General features: G+C 75.2%; 22 protein-coding genes. 10 read left to right on the top strand and 12 right to left on the bottom strand.

Features of this window, described 5'->3' with window-relative positions; all coding sequences use genetic code 11:
• The coding region (locus ACFW1I_RS27955) for a hypothetical protein (RefSeq protein WP_384675036.1) at positions 1–196 on the top strand (196 nt) is incomplete at its 5' end.
• Positions 197–272: 76 nt separating this feature from the next.
• On the top strand, positions 273–605 hold the full coding sequence (locus ACFW1I_RS27950) for a hypothetical protein (protein ID WP_384675035.1): 333 nt from the start codon (positions 273–275) through the stop codon (positions 603–605).
• 13 nt (positions 606–618) lie between these two features.
• Here the strand turns inward: ACFW1I_RS27950 and ACFW1I_RS27945 are convergent, their stop codons facing one another.
• The 3 genes from ACFW1I_RS27945 to ACFW1I_RS27935 form a co-directional block, all read right to left on the bottom strand.
• The gene (locus ACFW1I_RS27945) at positions 619–1,377 is read right to left on the bottom strand and encodes a dienelactone hydrolase family protein (RefSeq protein WP_384675040.1); all 759 of its coding nucleotides are present in this window, start codon (positions 1,375–1,377) and stop codon (positions 619–621) included.
• Positions 1,378–1,527: 150 nt separating this feature from the next.
• A complete protein-coding gene (locus ACFW1I_RS27940; RefSeq protein WP_384675033.1) occupies positions 1,528–1,908 on the bottom strand; it encodes an Imm7 family immunity protein in 381 nt (126 codons plus the stop codon).
• A gap of 9 nt (positions 1,909–1,917) precedes the next feature.
• Positions 1,918–2,832 (bottom strand): DMT family transporter, encoded by a 915-nt coding sequence (locus tag ACFW1I_RS27935; RefSeq protein WP_384675031.1) that lies wholly within the window; start codon positions 2,830–2,832, stop codon positions 1,918–1,920.
• A 41-nt stretch (positions 2,833–2,873) separates the two neighbouring features.
• Between ACFW1I_RS27935 and ACFW1I_RS27930 the strand changes: the two genes are divergently transcribed.
• The 5 genes from ACFW1I_RS27930 to ACFW1I_RS27910 all read left to right on the top strand — a co-directional run bounded on the left by ACFW1I_RS27930 (position 2,874) and on the right by ACFW1I_RS27910 (position 6,775).
• Positions 2,874–3,422 carry a MarR family winged helix-turn-helix transcriptional regulator gene (locus tag ACFW1I_RS27930; RefSeq protein ID WP_384675029.1) on the top strand — a complete coding sequence of 183 codons (549 nt, stop codon included), beginning with the start codon at positions 2,874–2,876 and terminating at the stop codon, positions 3,420–3,422.
• Positions 3,423–3,490: 68 nt separating this feature from the next.
• Positions 3,491–4,174, top strand: coding sequence for a class I SAM-dependent methyltransferase (locus ACFW1I_RS27925; protein ID WP_384675027.1), 684 nt, complete (start codon positions 3,491–3,493; stop codon positions 4,172–4,174).
• An 86-nt stretch (positions 4,175–4,260) separates the two neighbouring features.
• A complete protein-coding gene (locus tag ACFW1I_RS27920) occupies positions 4,261–4,938 on the top strand; it encodes a VanZ family protein (protein ID WP_384675025.1) in 678 nt (225 codons plus the stop codon).
• Positions 4,939–4,947: 9 nt separating this feature from the next.
• Positions 4,948–5,673, top strand: coding sequence for a response regulator transcription factor (locus ACFW1I_RS27915; RefSeq protein ID WP_384675023.1), 726 nt, complete (start codon positions 4,948–4,950; stop codon positions 5,671–5,673).
• Positions 5,666–6,775 (top strand): sensor histidine kinase, encoded by a 1,110-nt coding sequence (locus ACFW1I_RS27910; RefSeq protein ID WP_384675021.1) that lies wholly within the window; start codon positions 5,666–5,668, stop codon positions 6,773–6,775. The genes ACFW1I_RS27915 and ACFW1I_RS27910 overlap by 8 nt, the downstream gene beginning before the upstream one ends.
• Here the strand turns inward: ACFW1I_RS27910 and ACFW1I_RS27905 are convergent.
• Positions 6,769–7,410 (bottom strand): NAD(P)-dependent oxidoreductase, encoded by a 642-nt coding sequence (locus ACFW1I_RS27905; protein WP_384675020.1) that lies wholly within the window; start codon positions 7,408–7,410, stop codon positions 6,769–6,771. The genes ACFW1I_RS27910 and ACFW1I_RS27905 overlap by 7 nt on opposite strands.
• Positions 7,411–7,520: 110 nt before the next feature.
• On the opposite strand from ACFW1I_RS27905, the gene ACFW1I_RS27900 reads away from it, so the two are divergent.
• Both ACFW1I_RS27900 and ACFW1I_RS27895 read left to right on the top strand, forming a co-directional pair.
• A complete protein-coding gene (locus tag ACFW1I_RS27900; RefSeq protein ID WP_384675018.1) occupies positions 7,521–8,099 on the top strand; it encodes a TetR/AcrR family transcriptional regulator in 579 nt (192 codons plus the stop codon).
• 62 nt (positions 8,100–8,161) lie between these two features.
• Positions 8,162–8,758: a GNAT family N-acetyltransferase gene (locus tag ACFW1I_RS27895; RefSeq protein ID WP_384675016.1), complete on the top strand. Its 597-nt coding sequence runs from the start codon at positions 8,162–8,164 to the stop codon at positions 8,756–8,758.
• On the opposite strand, the gene ACFW1I_RS27890 is transcribed toward ACFW1I_RS27895, so the two are convergent.
• From ACFW1I_RS27890 to ACFW1I_RS27875, 4 genes are read right to left on the bottom strand one after another with little or no spacing between them, the layout of a single operon-like run.
• A complete protein-coding gene (locus ACFW1I_RS27890) occupies positions 8,698–10,170 on the bottom strand; it encodes a chlorohydrolase family protein (RefSeq protein WP_384675014.1) in 1,473 nt (490 codons plus the stop codon). The genes ACFW1I_RS27895 and ACFW1I_RS27890 overlap by 61 nt on opposite strands.
• 40 nt (positions 10,171–10,210) lie before the next feature.
• The gene (locus ACFW1I_RS27885; protein WP_384675012.1) at positions 10,211–10,588 is read right to left on the bottom strand and encodes a hypothetical protein; all 378 of its coding nucleotides are present in this window, start codon (positions 10,586–10,588) and stop codon (positions 10,211–10,213) included.
• Between the two features lie 44 nt (positions 10,589–10,632).
• Complete coding sequence (locus ACFW1I_RS27880) at positions 10,633–11,874, bottom strand: MFS transporter (protein WP_384675010.1); 1,242 nt, start codon at positions 11,872–11,874, stop codon at positions 10,633–10,635.
• Positions 11,871–13,214 (bottom strand): GH1 family beta-glucosidase, encoded by a 1,344-nt coding sequence (locus ACFW1I_RS27875; RefSeq protein WP_384675038.1) that lies wholly within the window; start codon positions 13,212–13,214, stop codon positions 11,871–11,873. The genes ACFW1I_RS27880 and ACFW1I_RS27875 overlap by 4 nt, the downstream gene beginning before the upstream one ends.
• A 204-nt stretch (positions 13,215–13,418) precedes the next feature.
• Between ACFW1I_RS27875 and ACFW1I_RS27870 the strand changes: the two genes are divergently transcribed.
• Positions 13,419–13,814 (top strand): GNAT family N-acetyltransferase, encoded by a 396-nt coding sequence (locus ACFW1I_RS27870; protein ID WP_384675008.1) that lies wholly within the window; start codon positions 13,419–13,421, stop codon positions 13,812–13,814.
• A gap of 7 nt (positions 13,815–13,821) precedes the next feature.
• Here ACFW1I_RS27870 and ACFW1I_RS27865 read toward each other — a convergent pair whose 3' ends face one another.
• The 4 genes from ACFW1I_RS27865 to ACFW1I_RS27850 all read right to left on the bottom strand — a co-directional run bounded on the left by ACFW1I_RS27865 (position 13,822) and on the right by ACFW1I_RS27850 (position 17,301).
• A complete protein-coding gene (locus ACFW1I_RS27865) occupies positions 13,822–14,325 on the bottom strand; it encodes a DinB family protein (protein WP_384675006.1) in 504 nt (167 codons plus the stop codon).
• A 52-nt stretch (positions 14,326–14,377) separates the two neighbouring features.
• Complete coding sequence (locus tag ACFW1I_RS27860; protein WP_384675005.1) at positions 14,378–14,677, bottom strand: hypothetical protein; 300 nt, start codon at positions 14,675–14,677, stop codon at positions 14,378–14,380.
• A 55-nt stretch (positions 14,678–14,732) separates the two neighbouring features.
• Positions 14,733–16,091 (bottom strand): diacylglycerol/lipid kinase family protein, encoded by a 1,359-nt coding sequence (locus tag ACFW1I_RS27855; RefSeq protein WP_384675003.1) that lies wholly within the window; start codon positions 16,089–16,091, stop codon positions 14,733–14,735.
• A 145-nt stretch (positions 16,092–16,236) separates the two neighbouring features.
• Complete coding sequence (locus tag ACFW1I_RS27850) at positions 16,237–17,301, bottom strand: hypothetical protein (protein WP_384675001.1); 1,065 nt, start codon at positions 17,299–17,301, stop codon at positions 16,237–16,239.
• Between the last annotated feature and the right edge of the window lie 117 nt (positions 17,302–17,418).

Genomic DNA, 17,418 nt, shown 5'->3' with positions numbered 1-17,418 from the left:
GGCGGCGGTCGCGCGCGGGGGGGGGGGGGTGGGGGGGGTGGGCTCGGCGGTGGGGGCCGAGGGGGGGCCGACCGCCGCGACGGCCCCGACCCTCGAATGGCCGGACTTCCCGCAGACCGCCGACCTCGCCGGCTGGACCCCGGACCACCCGCTCGGCGAGAACGCGGCCGGGGCGGCCCTCCCGGTGAACGCCTGACGGCGGCGGCCGCTGGTCTACCGTGGGAGCGGACGCCTCGTCAGGAGGCGTCGCCCGCACGGAAGGAGAGCGCGCGATGAGTGTGCCCCGCCCCGCCGAGCCCGGTGTCCCGCGTACCGCCGACGCGATCGCGGCCGCGCTGGCGCCGGGCCGCAGGGACGCGTTCCTGGACGAGCTCCGGGTCCTGACCGCCGTCGCGGAGGCGCACGAGCGGGGCACCGTGCCGCCGGGGGCGAGCCCCACGGACCAGTGGGGCGACGTGTACGACCTCGACGTCCCCGGCCATCCGGTGCTGGTCGAGTGGTTCACCGGCGACCCGGAGGCGGTGACCGTCACCCGGATCACCTGGCTGAGGACGCCGGGGGGCGAGGGGACCGCGGGTGGCCCCGATCCCGATCGGGGCCGGTGACCGGTCTGCGCGCTCACGCCGGGTCGGGCCCCTGATCCTCCGTCACGGGCAGGCACTCGGCGAGCAGGTCGACGACGTCGCGCCAGGCGCGATCCGCGTGCCGCGGGTGGTGGCCGACGCCGGGGACCGTGGGGTGGTCGACCGGCGGGTGGTGGAAGGCGTGCAGGGCGCCGCCGTAGACCGTGAGGCGCCAGTCGACGCCCGCGTCCCGCATCTCGGCGACGAACGCGTCCCGTTGCGCGGGCGGCATGATCGGGTCTTCCGACCCGACCCCGGCCCACACCGGGCAGCGGATGCGCGACGCCTCGCCCGGCCGGCCCGTGGTCACCGCGTTGATCGTCCCGATCGCGCGCAGGCCGACGCCGTCGCGCCCGAGTTCCAGCCCGACGGCACCCCCGGTGCCGTAGCCGACGGCGGCGATCCGGTCGGGGTCGGTCCGGGGTTCGGCACGCAGCACGTCGAGCGCCGCGTGGCCGATGTCCCGCATCCGCTCGGGGTCGGCGAGCAGGGGCAGGCACCGGGCCAGCATCTCCTCGGGGTCGCCCAGGTAGCGCCCGCCGTGGAGGTCGAAGGCCAGCGCCACGTATCCCAGCTCGGCGAGCGCGTCGGCCCGGCGGCGCTCGACGTCGCTGAGCCCCATGCCCTCCGGTCCGATCAGCACCGCGGGCCGTCGGTCGACACCGGCCGGCAGCGCGAGGTGCCCGACCATCGTCAATCCGTCGGCCGCGTACTCGACCGTGCGCGTCGTCACCGTCGTCGCCGTCGTTGTCATCGTCGTCGTGGTCGTCGTCGTGGTCGTCGTCGTGTTCGTCGGCATGGGACCGGACTGTAGTGATCGTCGCGACCGGTCCGGCGGGTGTTCCGCCGGTGGCGGAACCGCCGGGGCATGGGCGCGCGGACCCGGCCGCACGGATCCCCCCGGCTACTGTTCCAGCTTCGGTACGCAGGGCGACAGCAGGGGCTCCGTGTGGTGGGTCAACTCGCCCCGGGCGAGCCGGAGGACGCGGACCTCGTTCCCGTGGCCCGGGTCCTCGTCGTCGCGGATGTGGAGGAGGCCGTAGGAGCCGGGGGCCACGGCGGCGACGTGGGCGAAGAGGTCCGTGACGTCGGTGGAGCGGTGGTTGGCGTGGCCGCCCAGGTGGAGGAAGGCCTCGCCGTTCATCCACCTGAGGTCGAGCAGGTAGGGGCTCGCCGTCTCTGCGACGCGGAGCCGCAGGTCGTCGACGATCCGCCGCAGCCGGGCGTCGTCCTCGTCGCCGTCCGGCGTCTCGCGGATCGTGATCCACCCGTGGTATTCGAACACGCCGCCATGCTAGGGCGATCGGGTGGGCGTCGCGGTGTCGCTCGGCTGCCCGGGGATGCGGGGCGTGTCGCGCGGGCGGTTCGCGCGGGGCGGTCTGCCGAGGAGGACGCCGCAGAGGACGAGGGCCAGGCCGCCGAGCTGCCGGAGCGTCAGCGCCTCGCCGGCGACCAGGACGCCGAGGAGGACGCCGGTCATCGGGTTGAGCAGGCCGAGGAGGCCCACGGTCGCGGCGGGCAGGTGGCGGAGGCCGGCGAACCAGACGGTGAAGGCCAGGGCGGTGGCGACGAGGGAGACGTACGCGAAGGCGAGGAGCGCGGAGGGGGACAGCGCGGGCGGTGCGCCCTCGACGGCCGCGGCGACCGGGAGCAGGAGGAGGCCGCCGGCGGTGAGCTGCCAGGCGGTCGAGGCGAGCACGTCGACGTCGGCGCTCCACCGCTTGGCGAGGATGTGGCCGAACGCCGACACGAGCATGGCGGCGACGGAGGCGAGGACTCCGGGTCCGCTCACGCCGCTCGCCCCGGTGAGCAGCATGAGGGCGACGCCCGCGAGGCCGACGACGGCGCCGGCCAGGTGCGGGACGCCGGGGCGTTCGGCGACGAGGGCCCAGGCGATGAGCATCATCGCCAGTGGCGACACGGCCATGACCGTGGCGGCGACGCTCGTCGGGAGGAGCTGGGAGGCGGCGTACACGAGGACGAAGAACAGGCTCACGTTGAGCAGTCCGAGCACCGCGGAGCGCCACCACCAGGCGCCGTGGGGGCGCTTCCGCGCCAGGGCCAGCAGGACGGCGCCGGCCGGGAGGGCCCGCAGGGCGGCTCCGTAGAGCGGGTGGTCCGCGGGCAGGAACTCGTGGGTGACGTAGTAGTTCGCTCCCCAGGCCACCGGCGCGACGGCGGTCAGCACGACCCAACGATTGGCTTCCATGGAAGCCAATATATAACTTCCATGGAAGCTAAGATGCGGCCATGGACGAACAGCCCCCGCCGGACCGCGTGGCCCGCATCCAGGCCGACTGGCGCCGCGAGCGCCCGGACCTCGACGTCTCCCCCCAGGGCGTCATCGGCCGTCTGCACCGGCTCGCCGACCGCCTCACCGGGGAACTGCGCCTCGTCTACGACCGGTACGGGCTCGGCGAGGGCGAGTTCGACGTCCTGTGCGCCCTGCGCCGGGCCAGCGCGCCCTTCGAGCGGGCCCCGGGCGAACTCGCCGCGCACACCATGGTCACCACGGGCGCGATGACCAAGCGCATCGACCGCCTGGAGCGGGCGGGGCTGGTCACCCGCCGCCGCTCGGACGACGACCAGCGCGGCCGTATCGTCGCCCTCACCCCGCCGGGGCGCGACCTGATCGACCGCGCCTTCACCGACCACATGCGCAACGAACGCCGGCTGCTCGACCTGCTGACGCCCGCCGAGGCGGAGTCCCTGGAGGCGCTCCTCACCGGCTGGCTCGGCCGCCTGGAGCCGCCGGACGGGGCCGAGCCCACCGGGCCGGGGGCGTCCTCGACCGCGTGACGGCGGCGCTTTTGCCGTTTCGGCAACAGGGCTGGCCCGGCCGGGAAGGGCTGGGCCACCGTGGGCACATGGCCGACGACATCACCGCAGACGTGCTCCCCACCGACAACCCCTTCTCCGCCGACGGCTACGTCGGCGACCCCGCCGTGCGCGACGAGTGGGACAGCCGCTACTCCGAGCGGCAGCGGCTCTGGAGCGGGCGGCCCAACGGGGCGCTCGTGGCCGAGGCGGGCGACCTCGCCCCCGGCCGGGTCCTCGACGTGGGCTGCGGCGAGGGGGCGGACGCCATCTGGCTCGCCCGGGGCGGGTGGGACGTGACCGCCCTGGAGGTCTCGGGCGTGGCGCTGGCCCGGGCGGCCGCGCACGGGCGGGACGCCGGGGTGGCCGTGCGCTGGGTCCACGCGGGGCTGGCCGAGGCGGCGCTCCCGCCGGGCTCCTTCGACCTGGTCTCGGCGCAGTACCCGGCGCTGCTGCGCACCCCCGACGCCGCGGCCGAGCGCGCGCTGCTCGCGGCCGTCGCACCCGGCGGCGTGCTGCTGCTCGTCCACCACGCGGGCATGGCGGAGCGCCACGACGCCCACGAGAGCGGCTTCGACCCGGCCGACTACGTCTGGCCGTCGATGGTCGCCGCGCTGCTCGACGACGACTGGCGGGTCGAGGTGGACGAGGAGCGGCCCCGTGTGATCCCCGAGGGCGGCGCCGGGGCGCACCACGCCCACGACGTCGTCCTGCGGGCCCGCCGGCTGCGCTGACACGGGGCCGCCCGGAGGGGCGCATATCGTCCGCGTATCGAAAAGCGCATACGCCGTCGCAACCGGCCGGCGTGTGCAATGGCCGCATGATCGACGACACCGCCCTGCCGCCACCGCCGCGCCGCGCGCGCGGGCTCCTGCCCGCCGGCCTGGCCGTCCTCGCTCTGGCGAGCGTCCTGTTCGTCATGCGGGGGCCGCTGATGATGTCCGCCCCGATGTGCCGGGCCGGGCTGTGGGAGCGGTGCTTCGGCACGTTCAACGGAGTCGTCCTCATGACGGTGGTCACGCTGCCGGTGGCGCTGCTGGTGGCGTGGGGCCTGGCGCGGCTGCGGCGGCGCTCCGCGGGCGCCGCGGCGTGGCGGTGGTCGCTGGCCGAGGTGGGCATGGTGCACGGGACGCTGCCGTTCCTGTGGATGACGCTGATGCCGGGCGGCGAGGACCAGCCGCCGCGGGTGAGCCTCGTACCGCTGCGGGACCTGGTCACGATGGGACCGCTCGGCATCGGCGGCAACCTGCTGGTCTTCGCCTCGCTGGGCTTCTTCGCGCCGATCCGGTTCGCGGCGCTCGCGAGCGTGCCCCGGCTGCTCGCGCTGGGGGCGGGCTGCTCGCTCCTGGTCGAGACCGCGCAGTACGTGCTGCGCCTGGACCGGGTGTCGTCCGTGGACGACGTCCTGGTCAACGCCGTCGGCGCCGTCCTGGCCGGGCTCGCCTCGCGCCCCTGGTGGCGCACCGCGCGCACACCGCTCACCGGCCCTTCTGCCTAGGCTTCGCACATGCGCGTACTGATCGTGGAGGACGAGCCGTACCTGGCCGAGGCCGTCCGTGACGGGCTCCGGCTGGAGGCGATCGCCGCCGACATCGCCGGCGACGGCGACACCGCCCTGGAACTGCTCGCCGTCCACTCCTACGACCTGGCGGTGCTCGACCGGGACATCCCCGGCCCGTCCGGCGACGAGGTCGCCCGCCGGATCGTCGCCTCCGGCAGCGGCATCCCGATCCTGATGCTCACCGCCGCCGACCGGATCGACGACAAGGAGTCCGGTTTCGCGCTCGGCGCCGACGACTACCTCACCAAGCCGTTCGAGCTGCGGGAGCTCGTCGTGCGGCTGCGGGCGCTCGACCGCAGGCGGGCGTACGCGCGGCCTCCGGTCCGCGAACTCGCGGGCCTGCGCGTCGACCCCTTCCGCCGGGAGGTGTTCCGCGACGGGCGGTACGTCGCGCTCACCCGGAAGCAGTTCGCGGTGCTCGACGTCCTCGTCGCCGCCGAGGGCGGGGTCGTGAGCACCGAGGACCTGCTGGCCCGGGCCTGGGACGAGAACGCCGACCCGTTCACCAACGCCGTGCGCATCACCGTCTCGGCGCTGCGCAAGCGGCTCGGCGAACCGTGGATCATCGCCACGGTCCCGGGCGTCGGCTACCGCATCGACACCGGGCCCGGGACCGGCTCCGCGTCCGGGCCCGACTCCGGCGCCCCGCGCCCCGGCCGTCCCCGTGGGTAGGCGCCGCGGGCTGAGCGTCCGGCTGAAACTCACCCTCAGCTACGCCGGGTTCCTGACCGTCGCGGGCGCCCTGCTGCTCGCCGTGGTGTGGGGGTACCTGCTGCGGTACGTCCCCGACAACGACCAGGGACTGCTCGGGGTCTCGCCCAACCGCTACCTGCTCGTGCGCACCTTCTTCCCCGCCGCGGCCGTGGCGATGGGCTTCCTGCTCGTGTTCGGTCTCGTCGGGGGCTGGCTGCTCGCCGGCCGGATGCTGGCACCGCTCACCCGGATCACGGCGGCGGCGCGCACGGCCGGGAGCGGCGGGTTCTCCCACCGGATCCGCCTGGAGGGCCGCGAGGACGAGTTCCGCGAACTCGCCGACACCTTCGACAGCATGCTCGACCGGCTGGAGGCGCAGGTCGCCGAGCAGCAGCGGTTCGCCGCGAACGCCTCCCACGAGCTGCGCACGCCGCTGGCCGTCTCCCGGGCGCTGCTCGACGTCGCCCGCGAGGACCCCACGCGGGACCCCGGCGAACTCGTCGCCCGCCTGAGCGCCGTCAACACGCGCGCGATCGACCTGACCGAGGCCCTGCTGCTGCTCAGCCGCAGCGACCGCGGCCTGGTCTCCCGCGAGCGCGTCGACCTCTCGCTGGTCGCCGAGGAGGCCGCCGAGACGCTGCTCCCCCTCGCGGAGCAGCGCGGGATCGCGCTCGACGTGACCGGCGGGGCGGCCTGGACGAGCGGCTCGCCGGAGCTGCTGCTGCGGATGGTGACGAACCTGGTCCAGAACGCCGTGGTCCACAACCTCCCCGCCGGCGGGACCGTCACCGTCCACACCGAGGCGCGGCCCGACGGGAGCGTGGTGCGGGTCGAGAACACCGGCCGTCCCCTCCCGCCGGACCTGGTGCCGACCCTCACCGAACCCTTCCGGCGCGGCACGGAACGCGTCCGCGCCGACGAGCACGCGGGCGTGGGCCTGGGGCTCGCCCTCGTGCAGAGCGTCGTGCGCGCCCACGACGGCACGCTGACGCTCGCCCCGCGCCCGGCCGGCGGTCTCCTCGTCACGGTCCTGCTGCCCGGGGCGCCGGAGGGCTCCCTCCCCGGCCGGGAGCGTCAGTAGCCCAGGCCGATGGTGTGGCGGACCGAGGCGGGGTCGGCCAGCGCGGCGAGGATGGCGCGGGCCAGGTCGGCCCGGGCGAGGGTGATGCCGCCGCGCACGTTGCGGTCGGTCGCGGTGCGGTACGGGCGGGGCGCGCCGTCGGTGAGGCGCGGCGGCCGCATGATCGTCCAGTCGAGTCCGCTGTCCCGGACGATGCGGTCGGTGCGGACGAAGTCCGCGAAGTTGCCCGCCAGGACGCGGCGCAGCACGGGCTTGACCAGGGCGCGGGTGAAGGGCCCGTCGCCGTCGTCGACGACGTGGCCGCTCGCGGTGACGACGACCAGGCGGCGGGTGCCGGTGGTCCGCATCGCGGCGATGGCCGAGCGGGCGCCGTCGCCGCACACCGTCGCCCGGGTCCTGGGGGCGGAGCCCAGGGCGGACACGACGGCGTCCCGCCCGGCCACGGCCGCCGTCAGGGCCTCGGGATCCATGACGTCGGCGGTGAGGACGTCGAGCCGCGGGGCGTCCGCGCCCAGCCGGAGGCGCAGGCGGGCCGGGTCGCGGACGACCGCGGTGACGTGGTGTCCGGCCTCCAGGGCCCGCTCCACGACCTGCCTGCCCGTGCCGCCGGTGGCGCCGAGAACGGTGATGCGCATGACGAGTCTCCTCCCCCTTGGGGTTAGTAAACACTAACCCCAAGGCTGCGCTAGTGTTCACTAACCAGTCAAGGGGGACGGTCGGACCCGGTCGGAGCGAGAGGGCGGCGATGAGCAGCACACGGGAGCGGATCCTCGACGCGGCCGCGGACATCCTGCGGACCCGGGGCGTCGTGCACGCCACGACGAAGGTGATCGCGCGGGCGACGGGCGTGTCGGAGCCCACGCTGTACAAGTACTTCGGCGACAAGGAGCGGCTGCTCCTCGCCGTCCTGGAGGAACGGGTGCCCGGCCCGTCCCGCGCCACGGTCCGCCCGGGCGAGGGCGACGTCGAGAGCAACCTCGCCGAACTCGCCCACGCCGCCCTGGACTTCTACCGGCAGTCGATCCCGATGCTGGGCGCGCTCCTCGCGGACCCGGAGCGGATGGCCGCGCACCGGACCGCGATGAGCCGGCACGGCGGGGGCCCCGAGCGGCCGCTCGACGGCTTCACCGCGTATCTGCAGGCCGAGCAGGACCTCGGGCGGGTCGCGGCCCACGCGGACCCGCGCGCGTCCGCGGCCCTGCTCCTCGGGGCGTGCTTCCAGGAGGCGTTCCTGCGCTACTACGCCCACGGCCCCGGCGCCGAGCCCGCCCCGCGCTCCCGGGCCGAGGCGCTCGCCCGGGCGGTGGTCGCCCCGCTGCTGTGACCGGCGCGGTGGGCGGCGCGGCGCGGTGGGCGGCGACCGGGGCGCCCGCCTACGATCACCCGATGATCACTTCCGTCACCCTCCACGCCGCCCCGACTCCGCACGCTCCAGGGCTCGTTCTCCGCCCCTGGTCCGCGCAGGACGTCAGCGCGCTCGCCGAGGTCGCCGACGATCCCGCCCTGCGCCGCTGGGCGAGCCTGCCGGCGGAGGACGAGCGGCCCCGCTGGCTGCGGGACCGGGAACGGGACTGGGCGGCGGGCGTCCGGTTCGGCTTCGCCGTCCTGGAGGCACCCCTCGACAACGCCGCCGCACGGCTGGTGGGCGGCGTGGTCCTCAAGGAGGTCGACCCCGGCAGGCCCTCGGCCGAGGTCGGCTACTGGACGGCGGCGCGCGCCCGCGGTCGCGGCGTGGCCCCCCGCGCCCTGGACGCGGTCACCGCCTGGGCCTTCGACACCTTCCGGCCCGCCGGCCTGGCCCGCCTCGAACTGCTCCACCAGGTGGACAACGCCGCCTCCTGCCGGGTGGCGGACAAGTGCGGGTACGCCTTCGAGCGCGTCCTGCCGTCCTTCCCTCCCGCCTTCCCGCTCGACGGCCACCTTCACATCCGGCGCGCGCCCTCGGGGAACGAGCCGGGGAAGAGCTCCCCGGTGGTGCGGTGACGGTAGTCGCGGGTGGCGTAGGCCGCCTTCATGCGGTCGAAGACCTCCTGGGCCCGGGTGCGCCAGGCGGTCTCGTCGAGGCCGGGGACGGCCCCCGCGCGCAGGACGGTGCGGCCGTTGACGACGACGGTGTCGACGTCCGCGCCGGAGGTGTTCATCAGCAGCGTGCGGACCGGGTCGTCCACCGGGCCGGTGCGCGGGCCGTCCAGCCGGACGACGACCAGGTCCGCCAGCGCGCCCGGGGCCAGCCGTCCGAGGTCGTCGCGGCCCAGCGCCCTGGCGCCCCCGAGGGTCGCGGCGCGGTAGTAGTCGGCCGCGCTGCCCGCCTCCAGCCGGCCGGTGGTCAGCTTGGAGAGGTTGGTGCCGTAGTCCATGGTGCGGATCATGTCCGGCGGGAACGAGTCCGTGCCCATGGCGATGGTCACCCCGGCCGCGCGGTAGCGGTCGAAGTCCTCCAGGGCCGCCCCGTACCGGACCATCGTGTGCGGGCAGTGCACGATCCCCGCGATCGACGCCAGTTCGTCCAGCTCGCCCGCGTACGGGGCGTCGACGTCGCTGTGGCCGCCGATGTAGATCGCGTGCGGGACGAGCAGCCGCCGGCCGAGCAGGCCCGTCTCCTTCAACAGGCCGAGCGGGGTGGTGCGGTGACGGTCCGCCAGCCGCTTCAGCTCCCCGGTGCCCTGGAGGCAGTGCAGGCGTACCGGGCAGTCCAGCTCCTCGGCCGCCCGCGCCGTGGCGCGCATCAGGTCCGGGGTCAGCGTCTCGATCCGGCACGGCAGCAGCGCGCCCCGGATCAGACCGTCGTGCGCGCCGTCGAAGTCCCGTACGAAACGGATCGCGTCCGCCAGCCCCTCCTCGCCCCTCCGCTCCTGCCACCACATGTCGTGCCCGCCCTCCGGCGTCACGACGGGGACGCCGGCGCGGTAGCTCGGGCCCAGGTACATGCGCAGGCCGAACCGTGCCGCGCCGGCGGCGACCGCGGCCAGGTCCTCGTACGTCTCCGCCCAGTCCGAGTGGGTCTCGGCGGCGATCGGCATCGCGGTCGTGATGCCGTTGCGGATCAGCTGCGTCAGGGCGTAGGCGCGGATGAAGGCGCGGTCCTCGGCGTCGAACACGGCCCTCGGGCCGCCCTCCGCGTACTCCCGGGACCACTGCAGGCCCCGGTCGTCCGCGTGCCAGGTGTCCAGCAGCGCGTGGTCGATGTCCGCCAGCGCGTCCAGGTCCACGAAGCCCGGACCCACGAGCGCCTGACCGGCGTCGATGACCTCGTCGCACTCCGCCGGGTCGTGGCCGTGGCCCACGTGGACGATCCGGGTTCCTTCGTAGACCACCTGTCCGTCGCGGATCAGGACGTGGTCGTCGGCCTCGGGGTCGTAACCGATCACATGGCTCGCGGTGACGAGGGTCTTCATGGGTGCTCCGGACGTGCGGGGGTCGGCGGGTGGGCAGCGGTCAGGGTGTGCGCCGGGCGGCCCGGAGCCAGTCGCGCGCGGCGGCGAGGGTCACCTCGACGTCGTCGCTCCACGAGCAGACCTCCAGCCACGACAGGTAGCCGCCCTGCGTGAAGACCAGGACCTCCCCGGGGCACTCGCCGGTCTCGGTGAGGAGCGGGGCCTCGGCCGCGACGACGGTGCCCGGGCCGTCGCCGGTCGGTGCCGGCTCGACCTCGCCGGTGTCGAGCACGAAGTCGGCGGTGCCGCAGCCGCAACCGCAGCGGCCCGTCACCCGGAGGTGCGGCACCTGTCGGAGCAGGACGGCGTGGACGGGGTCGGCCGGGTCGAGGAGTTCCGCGAGCACGTCGGCCACGTCGGCGGGCAGGGGTTCGGGCATCCGGCCACCGTATCCGGGCGGCCGGTCGACGCCGCCGCCGCCCCTCAGGCCACGCCCCTGATCCGCCGCACCAGCACCGCGCCCGCCAGTCCCAGTGCGGCCGCGACCAGGTACAGCGACCGGTAGCCGCCCAGGTGGTTGACGAGCGGGGCGGCCAGGGCCGGGGCCGCCACCTGGGGCAGGGCGTTGGCGACGTTGATGATGCCGAGGTCCTTGCCGCGGTCGTGGGCCGTCGGCAGGACGTCCGTCATGAGGGCGAAGTCGACGGAGGTGAAGACGCCGAAGCCGATCCCGAGGAGGGCGGCGGCGACGAGCGCACCGGGCCACGTCTGCCAGCCGGCCAGCAGGCCGGTCGCCGCCGCCATCAGGACGCCGGACCACAGCACGAACGGCTTGCGCCGCCCGATCCGGTCCGACCAGACCCCGCCGACCACCACGGTGGCGAGCAGGGTCACCCCGTTCACCGCCGTCAGGACCAGCACCCCGGTCTCCGGATCCGCGTGGTGCAGCCGGTCGCGCAGGTAGTAGAAGAGGTAGAGCAGGACCAGCGCGTTGCTCAGGTTGACCAGGAAGCGGGTCAGCCAGGCCCAGGCGAGGTCGGGATGGGCGCGCGGGCTCAGCCGGAACCCGGCCGCGAACCGCCGCCAGGACCAGGCCGGCCGGTCGGCCGCCGCCAGCCGCAGGTCCGGGTGGCGGAGCACGTACGGGGCGACGCCGATCAGCGTGAAGACGGCGCAGGCCGCGTACCCGGCGCCGATCCCGCCGGCCGCCGTCGCGAGCCCCGTGCCGGCCACCACCCCGAGGATCTGCGCGGCGCCCAGCCAGCCGCCGACGGCACCCCGCTGGGAGCGCGGCACCCGGTCCGGCACGGCGGCGGTGACGGCGGCGAAGGCCGCGTTCAGCGTGAGCTGCACCAGGCACCAGCCGGCGAACAGCACCCAGACCGCGTCCGCGGCCCCGAGCAGCAGCAGGGACAGCGCGCCGCCCGCCGCCCCCGCCACGATCCACGGCGTACGCCGCCCGAACCGCGACGCGGTACGGTCCGACAGAGCGCCGAACAGCGGGTTCGCGGCCAGCGACACCACCGCCCCGACGCCGGTCACCCAGGCGAGCAGCGACTCCTTCGACAGCCCGGCGCCGGGCGCGAACCGCTCGGCCTGCTGCGCGAGCAGGATCTGCAGCGGCCCGTACCAGCCCACCCAGATCGCGCCGTTGGCCAGCGACAACGCGGCCGTCCAGCCGCGCCCGACCCGTTCCGCCGGCTCCTCCAGGGCGAGGGCCGTCATGCCCGCTGGGCCCGCAGCGCGTCCCGCAGCCAGCCGTACGACGCCTTCGGGGTGCGCACCTGCGTCGCGTAGTCGACGTGGACGAGCCCGAACCGCTTCGTATAGCCCTCGGCCCACTCGAAGTTGTCCATGAGCGACCACACGAAGTAGCCGCGGACGTCGACGCCCGCCTCCCACGCCCGGTGCAGCGCCCGCAGATGACCGTCCAGGTAGGCGATCCGCTCCTGGTCGTCGAGCCCTTCGTACGCGCAGCCGTTCTCGGTGATCACGACGGGCGGCAGCCGGTCGCCGTACCGGTCGCGGAGCGAGGTGAGGAGTTCGGTGAGCGCCTCGGGGACCACCGGCCAGCCGAAGTCCGTCAGCGGGTATCCCTCGATCTGCCGCAGGGAGAAGGGGAGTTCGGCCGGGAGGGTGACGCCGGAGAACTCGACGTCCTCGGCGCGCGGCGCGCCCGCCTTCGTCGGCTGGTAGTAGTTGATCCCGTACCAGTCGAGGGTCCCCTCGGAGATGACCTTCAGGTCGGCCTCGACGTCGCCGCCCGGCATGAGGTCGCCGAAGCCGTCCGGGTAGCGGCCCAGCAGCAGCGGGTCGGAGAACAGCCGGTTGAGGATGATGTCGTACAGGTCGGCGGCCTCGGTGTCGGCCGGCTCGGCGGAGGCGGGCCAGGTCGGGCCGTGGGAGTTGGCGATGCCGATGTCCGTGGCGCCGGCCGCGCGCAGGGCGCCCGCGGCGAGGCCGTGCGCGAGGAGCTGGTGGTGGGCCACGGGCAGGGCGTCGAAGAGCAGCTTCCGGCCGGGGGCGTGCTCGCCGAGCGCATGGCCCAGGAGGGTGTGCTCGGCGGGCTCGTTGAGGGTGATCCACTTCGTCACGCGGTCGCCCAGCCGCTCCGCGACGGTCGCCGTGTGCGCGGCGAAGCGGGACGCGGTGTCCCGCTCCAGCCAGCCGCCCGCCTCCTCGATCTCCAGGGGCAGGTCCCAGTGGAAGAGCGTCGGCACCGGCCGTACGCCCTGCGCGCACAGTTCGTCGACCAGCCGGTCGTAGAAGTCGAGCCCGCCGGGGGCGAGCACGCGCGGCCAGGAGATCGAGAAGCGGTACGCGTCCGCCCCGAGGTCCCGGACGAGCGCCACGTCCTCCCGGTAGCGGGCCACGTGGTCGCAGGCCACGTCCGCCGTGGACCCGTCCCTGATCCGCCCCGGCTCGGCGCTGAACGCGTCCCACACGGACGGCGCGCGGTCCTGGACGGCGCCCTCGATCTGGTGGGCGGCGGTCGACACCCCCCACAGGAATCCGGGCGGGAACTTCGGGAGCGGGTCCGTGGAAGAGGCCATGGCCGCGATCATCGGTACCGGCCAGTAGGAAGTCAACACTCCTGCACCGGGCGGTGGTTGAGGGGGACGGCCGTCCGCCTGCCTGAAGCGGCGGGCCGGTGCCGCTCGTCGGGGCCGCGGGCCGCCGGGGGCACGGAACCGGTCCGCCGGGCGGTGGATCTGGCCGGGCCCGAAATCCGATGGGGCGGACCGCCCCGGCCGCCTACGATGCCGGGCGTGACGATCACGTACGAATGGCGGGGCGGATGCGACGACGCCTCGCTCGACGCCCTGCACGCCGAAGCGTTCGGCCACCCCGTCGGACGGGGCGAGTGGCGCGCCCGGCTGGAGCGGCACAGTCTCGGCTGGGTCTGCGCGCGGGCGGGCGACGCGCTCGTCGGCTTCGTCAACGTGGCCTGGGACGGCGGGTCGCACGCCTTCGTCCTGGACACGATGGTCGCCCCGGACCACCGGACGGCGGGCGTAGGCACCGCGCTCGTCACGACCGCGGCCGGTCACGCCCGCGCCGCCGGCTGCGCCTGGCTGCACGTCGACTTCGAGGAGCACCTGCGCCCCTTCTACCTCGACGCCTGCGGCTTCAGGGAGACCGCGGCCGGGCTCGTCGCCCTGTAGGGGGCGGCTAGCCGGTGGTGCCGTCGAGCATCTCGCGCAGGATGTCCAGGTGGCCGTTGTGGCGGGCCGTCTCCTCGGTGAGGTGGAGGAGGATCCAGCGCAGGTCGACGTGGAGGCCGCCGCGGACCGGACGCTCGGCCCGCGCGTCCAGGCCGTGCCCGGCGACGAGCTCGCGGTGACGGGCGCTCTGCGCGGCGTACTCGTCGAGCAGGCGCGGGAGCGGGAAGTCGACCGCGACGCGCATCTCGCGGTCGGGGTCCTCGTCGGTCCAGGGCCCCTGGTCCTCCTCGCCGAGGAAGACCACCTGGAACCAGTAGTACTCGACCCAGCGGAGGTGGTTGATCAGGCCGCTCAGGGTCATCAGCGGCGAGCCGGGCAGCAGGGCCCGGCGGGCGTCCTCCGCGGAGACGCCGTCGCACTTGGCGCGGGCGGTGGCGCGGGCGTAGTCGAGGAACGTGGTGAGCTGGGTGCGCTCGTCCCACGCGGACGGGGTGTCGTCGATTCCGGTCATCGCGCGAAGCCTCCCCGATCACCGTGGGCGGTGTCGAGGCATTTCCGGCCGGTCAGACGGCCGGGCCGGGGAGGACCCGCAGGTCGTACAGGTAGGAGCGGTCGTCCTTGAAGCTGCGCCAGACCGTCGCCGGCGGCTCGGGGCCGTCGGCGCGCCCGTCGAGGGGATGCGCGGTGACGAGCCCGCCGGCGATCACGCAGTGCCAGCCCTCGGCCGGCGACCAGAGGCACCACACGGCCCCGTCGGTCCGGCGGTAGGCGGGGCGCCCGTCGCGCTCGCCGTCCGGTGCGAAGCGGTGGCGGAGGCCGTCGACCCGGCGCACGAAGACGAGGGAGGGGTGGTGGGCGGTCATGCCCGGACTGTACGTCAGGTGCGGGACCCCCGGCGCCCGTGCGTCGTGCCGCTCGTCAGGTACGGGGCCGGTCCGCCGCGGCTCCCCCGGTGCGGCCGAAGGCGAGCTCGAAGATCCGGGGCCATTTCACCGGCGGGGTGGTGACGGCGACGCCCGGCCGGTCGCGGGGCACCCGGACCCGCAGCGCGAGGGGGCGGAGCGTGCACACGACGGGGGTGGCCATGCGCAGGGCCTCGCCGTCGACCGCCACGGGGATCTCCGTCGAGTCCGCGGTGACCTCGACGCGGTGTGCGGACAGGACGGTCAGTGCCGTGGACTGCGAGCCCCGTACCGCCAGGTCGGCGGCCTGTGCCGCGTCCTCCACGCGGATGCCGAGCACGCCCAGTTCGCCGTCGTCGAGCCGGGGCCGGCGGCCGGCGCCGCTGAGCTCGTCGGGCGAGATGTACGGGTTGTTGCTGACGAGCAGCGCCTGCTGGGAGGCGAGCGGGGTGCCGTCGATCCGGGCGTCGAGCCGCCGCAGCCCGTCGCCGAGCAGCAGGTCCGGCATGTGGGTCAGCGCGGTGCCGGCCTTGTCGTCGCGGTACTCGGGCCGCTGGACGACGTCGGCGTAGACCCCGAAGGAGACCGTGTTGACGAAGGGCCGGCCGGAGACGTCGCCGAGGTCGACGCGGAGCTCCTCCCCGTCGGTCAGCGCGTCGAGGCAGCGGGACGGGTCGGTGCGGTCCAGGCCGAGGTCCATGGCGAAGTGGTTGCGCGTGCCGGCCGAGATCACCAGGAACGGCAGGCCGTGGTCGGCGGCGACGGCCGCGACCAGTGCCTGGGTGCCGTCGCCGCCCGCGACGCCCAGCAGGTCGGCGCCGTCGGCGACGGCCTCCCGGGCCAGTGCGGCGACGTCGACGGGGGCGGACGGGTCGAGCAGGACGACCTTCGCGCCGAGTTCCTCCGCCCGCGCGACGAGCCCGAAGCGTTCGACCTTCCCGCCCCCGGACTTCGGGTTCATGATGAGGACGGGCCGGGCCGGCGGGTCCGCGGGGACCGCCGGTGTCGTCCGCGGCGGGCGCGACCGGCGGAGCGCCGCCCGGGCGCAGGCCAGGGCGGCGCCCCAGCACAGGACGAGGATCAGGGCCGTCAGCCACAGGCCGTCGCGGGCGAAGAGCACGAGGACGCCGACGGGCGCGGCGACCGCGAGGAGCGCCCCGACGAGCCGCAGGGCGCCGCGGTGCGCGACGAACCACCACATGCCGACGGCGAAGAGGACCAGCCCGAGGAACCCGGCGATGATCACTTCGAGACCGCCCTCGCCGATGGCCAGGACGAGCACGACCAGGGACCCGAGCGCCGCGAGCACGGCCAGCCGCGCGAGCAGCCGCGCGGCCGCGCCCGCTCCGGCACCCGTCGTCCGCGTCCTCACCATGTCGTTCCTCCCCGCCCTGCCCATGAGCCGGTCCGAGGCACCAGCCTGCACACTCCCGGACCGGAGGGCATCCCCGAGGGGCCAAGCGGATGAACCGGTCCCCCGCAGCCGCAGCACCGCCGCGGGGGACTCGCCGGCAGCCCGGTCAGCGGGCGGGGGCGCGGAAGGTGACTCCGTAGCGCTCGCGGAGGCGGGTGAGTTCCCACCAGGCGACCGCCGTGACCGACGCGGGGCCGCCGATGACGGCGCCGAGCTGGACGAGGAGGGGGCCCGGGGGCGGTCCGGAGACGGCCAGGCTGACGGCGGCCAGCTCCCAGACGAGGACGCCGGTGACCAGGGCGGGCAGGGCGGAGTGGACGCGGGAGAGGCCGAAGACGGAGGGGACGAGGGTGAGGGACGAGAAGATCACGTAGAACAGCAGCCAGAACACCGGCACCAGCAGGGCGATCGTCAGCAGCGGGCCGAACGCCGACCGCTGGCTCTCGGCCAGCGCCATCATGCTCCCGAACAGCACGGGGCCGGCCGTGAACGTCCCGAAGTACCAGAGCGCCGCACGGCCCGAGGACGCCAGGTGCGACCGCATGTGGGGGCGGGCGGACGGGGGTGCCAGGCGGAAGACGACCAGGATGATCAGCGGGGCCGTGAGGAGGACCAGCCACGGGGTCGTCGCCACCCGCAGGAGGTACTGCTCCTGGAGGTCCCCGAGGTCCTGGTCCGCCCCGTACACGAAGAAGATCAGGCAGCTCGCCGCCAGCGCGGTCCAGGCGCGGACGTCCTGCACGCGCTTCATGAACGGGTCCATCACGCGCGGGTACGCCTGGACCGGGAACTTGCGGTGGGCCAGCCGGGCCGCCGACCGGGCCAACGGATACCAGAGCACGGGCAGCAGCAACGGCCAGAGGCAGACGAGCATCAGCGCCCAGGCGCAGCCGTGGAGGCGCACCCGCCGCACCAGCTCCGTCAACGGCGGCCAGTCGCCCTCGCGGAACCGGATCCAGCGCGGGCGGGGCGGCGCGGCGGGCGGATAGGCCGGTTGGGGCGGGATGCCCGCGCCCGTCGCCGGCGGTACCCAGGGCGAGCCTGCACCGTTGCCGTAGCCGTGCCCGTGGCCGTAGCCGTGCCCGTTGCCGTAGCCGTGCCCGTAGCCGTGGCCTCGGCCTTGGCCGTAACTCTGCCCGGGGGCATACGGGTTGCCTCCCCCATCGGTCACGTCTGTCCCCTTCCGCACGCGCTGTGCTGTCGCTCGATCCGCCGGGCGCCGTCCGCGCAGGTCAACTCGGCCTGGCGGGGCGGCCCGACCGGTTCTACCACCCCGGGCCGACGGCGC

This window comes from Streptomyces sp. NPDC058955 (assembly GCF_042741435.1).
In the GTDB taxonomy this organism is placed as follows: Bacteria; Actinomycetota; Actinomycetes; order Streptomycetales; family Streptomycetaceae; genus Streptomyces.
The sequence above is the reverse complement of the archived record's forward strand: the minus strand, read 5'-3'. Positions and strand labels throughout refer to the sequence as shown.

Excerpts from the sequence above, each read along its gene's own strand:
- ACFW1I_RS27935 (WP_384675031.1), bottom strand. The coding sequence starts at position 2,832 with ATGGAAGCCAATCGTTGGGTCGTGCTGACCGCCGTCGCGCCGGTGGCC.
- ACFW1I_RS27945 (WP_384675040.1), bottom strand. The coding sequence starts at position 1,377 with ATGACAACGACGGCGACGACGGTGACGACGCGCACGGTCGAGTACGCG.
- ACFW1I_RS27860 (WP_384675005.1), bottom strand. The coding sequence starts at position 14,677 with ATGACCGCCCACCACCCCTCCCTCGTCTTCGTGCGCCGGGTCGACGGC.
- ACFW1I_RS27865 (WP_384675006.1), bottom strand. The coding sequence starts at position 14,325 with ATGACCGGAATCGACGACACCCCGTCCGCGTGGGACGAGCGCACCCAG.
- ACFW1I_RS27855 (WP_384675003.1), bottom strand. The coding sequence starts at position 16,091 with ATGGTGAGGACGCGGACGACGGGTGCCGGAGCGGGCGCGGCCGCGCGG.
- ACFW1I_RS27920 (WP_384675025.1), top strand. The coding sequence starts at position 4,261 with ATGATCGACGACACCGCCCTGCCGCCACCGCCGCGCCGCGCGCGCGGG.
- ACFW1I_RS27880 (WP_384675010.1), bottom strand. The coding sequence starts at position 11,874 with ATGACGGCCCTCGCCCTGGAGGAGCCGGCGGAACGGGTCGGGCGCGGC.
- ACFW1I_RS27900 (WP_384675018.1), top strand. The coding sequence starts at position 7,521 with ATGAGCAGCACACGGGAGCGGATCCTCGACGCGGCCGCGGACATCCTG.
- ACFW1I_RS27885 (WP_384675012.1), bottom strand. The coding sequence starts at position 10,588 with ATGCCCGAACCCCTGCCCGCCGACGTGGCCGACGTGCTCGCGGAACTC.
- ACFW1I_RS27925 (WP_384675027.1), top strand. The coding sequence starts at position 3,491 with ATGGCCGACGACATCACCGCAGACGTGCTCCCCACCGACAACCCCTTC.
- ACFW1I_RS27915 (WP_384675023.1), top strand. The coding sequence starts at position 4,948 with ATGCGCGTACTGATCGTGGAGGACGAGCCGTACCTGGCCGAGGCCGTC.
- ACFW1I_RS27950 (WP_384675035.1), top strand. The coding sequence starts at position 273 with ATGAGTGTGCCCCGCCCCGCCGAGCCCGGTGTCCCGCGTACCGCCGAC.
- ACFW1I_RS27905 (WP_384675020.1), bottom strand. The coding sequence starts at position 7,410 with ATGCGCATCACCGTTCTCGGCGCCACCGGCGGCACGGGCAGGCAGGTC.
- ACFW1I_RS27875 (WP_384675038.1), bottom strand. The coding sequence starts at position 13,214 with ATGATCGCGGCCATGGCCTCTTCCACGGACCCGCTCCCGAAGTTCCCG.
- ACFW1I_RS27895 (WP_384675016.1), top strand. The coding sequence starts at position 8,162 with ATGATCACTTCCGTCACCCTCCACGCCGCCCCGACTCCGCACGCTCCA.
- ACFW1I_RS27930 (WP_384675029.1), top strand. The coding sequence starts at position 2,874 with ATGGACGAACAGCCCCCGCCGGACCGCGTGGCCCGCATCCAGGCCGAC.
- ACFW1I_RS27890 (WP_384675014.1), bottom strand. The coding sequence starts at position 10,170 with ATGAAGACCCTCGTCACCGCGAGCCATGTGATCGGTTACGACCCCGAG.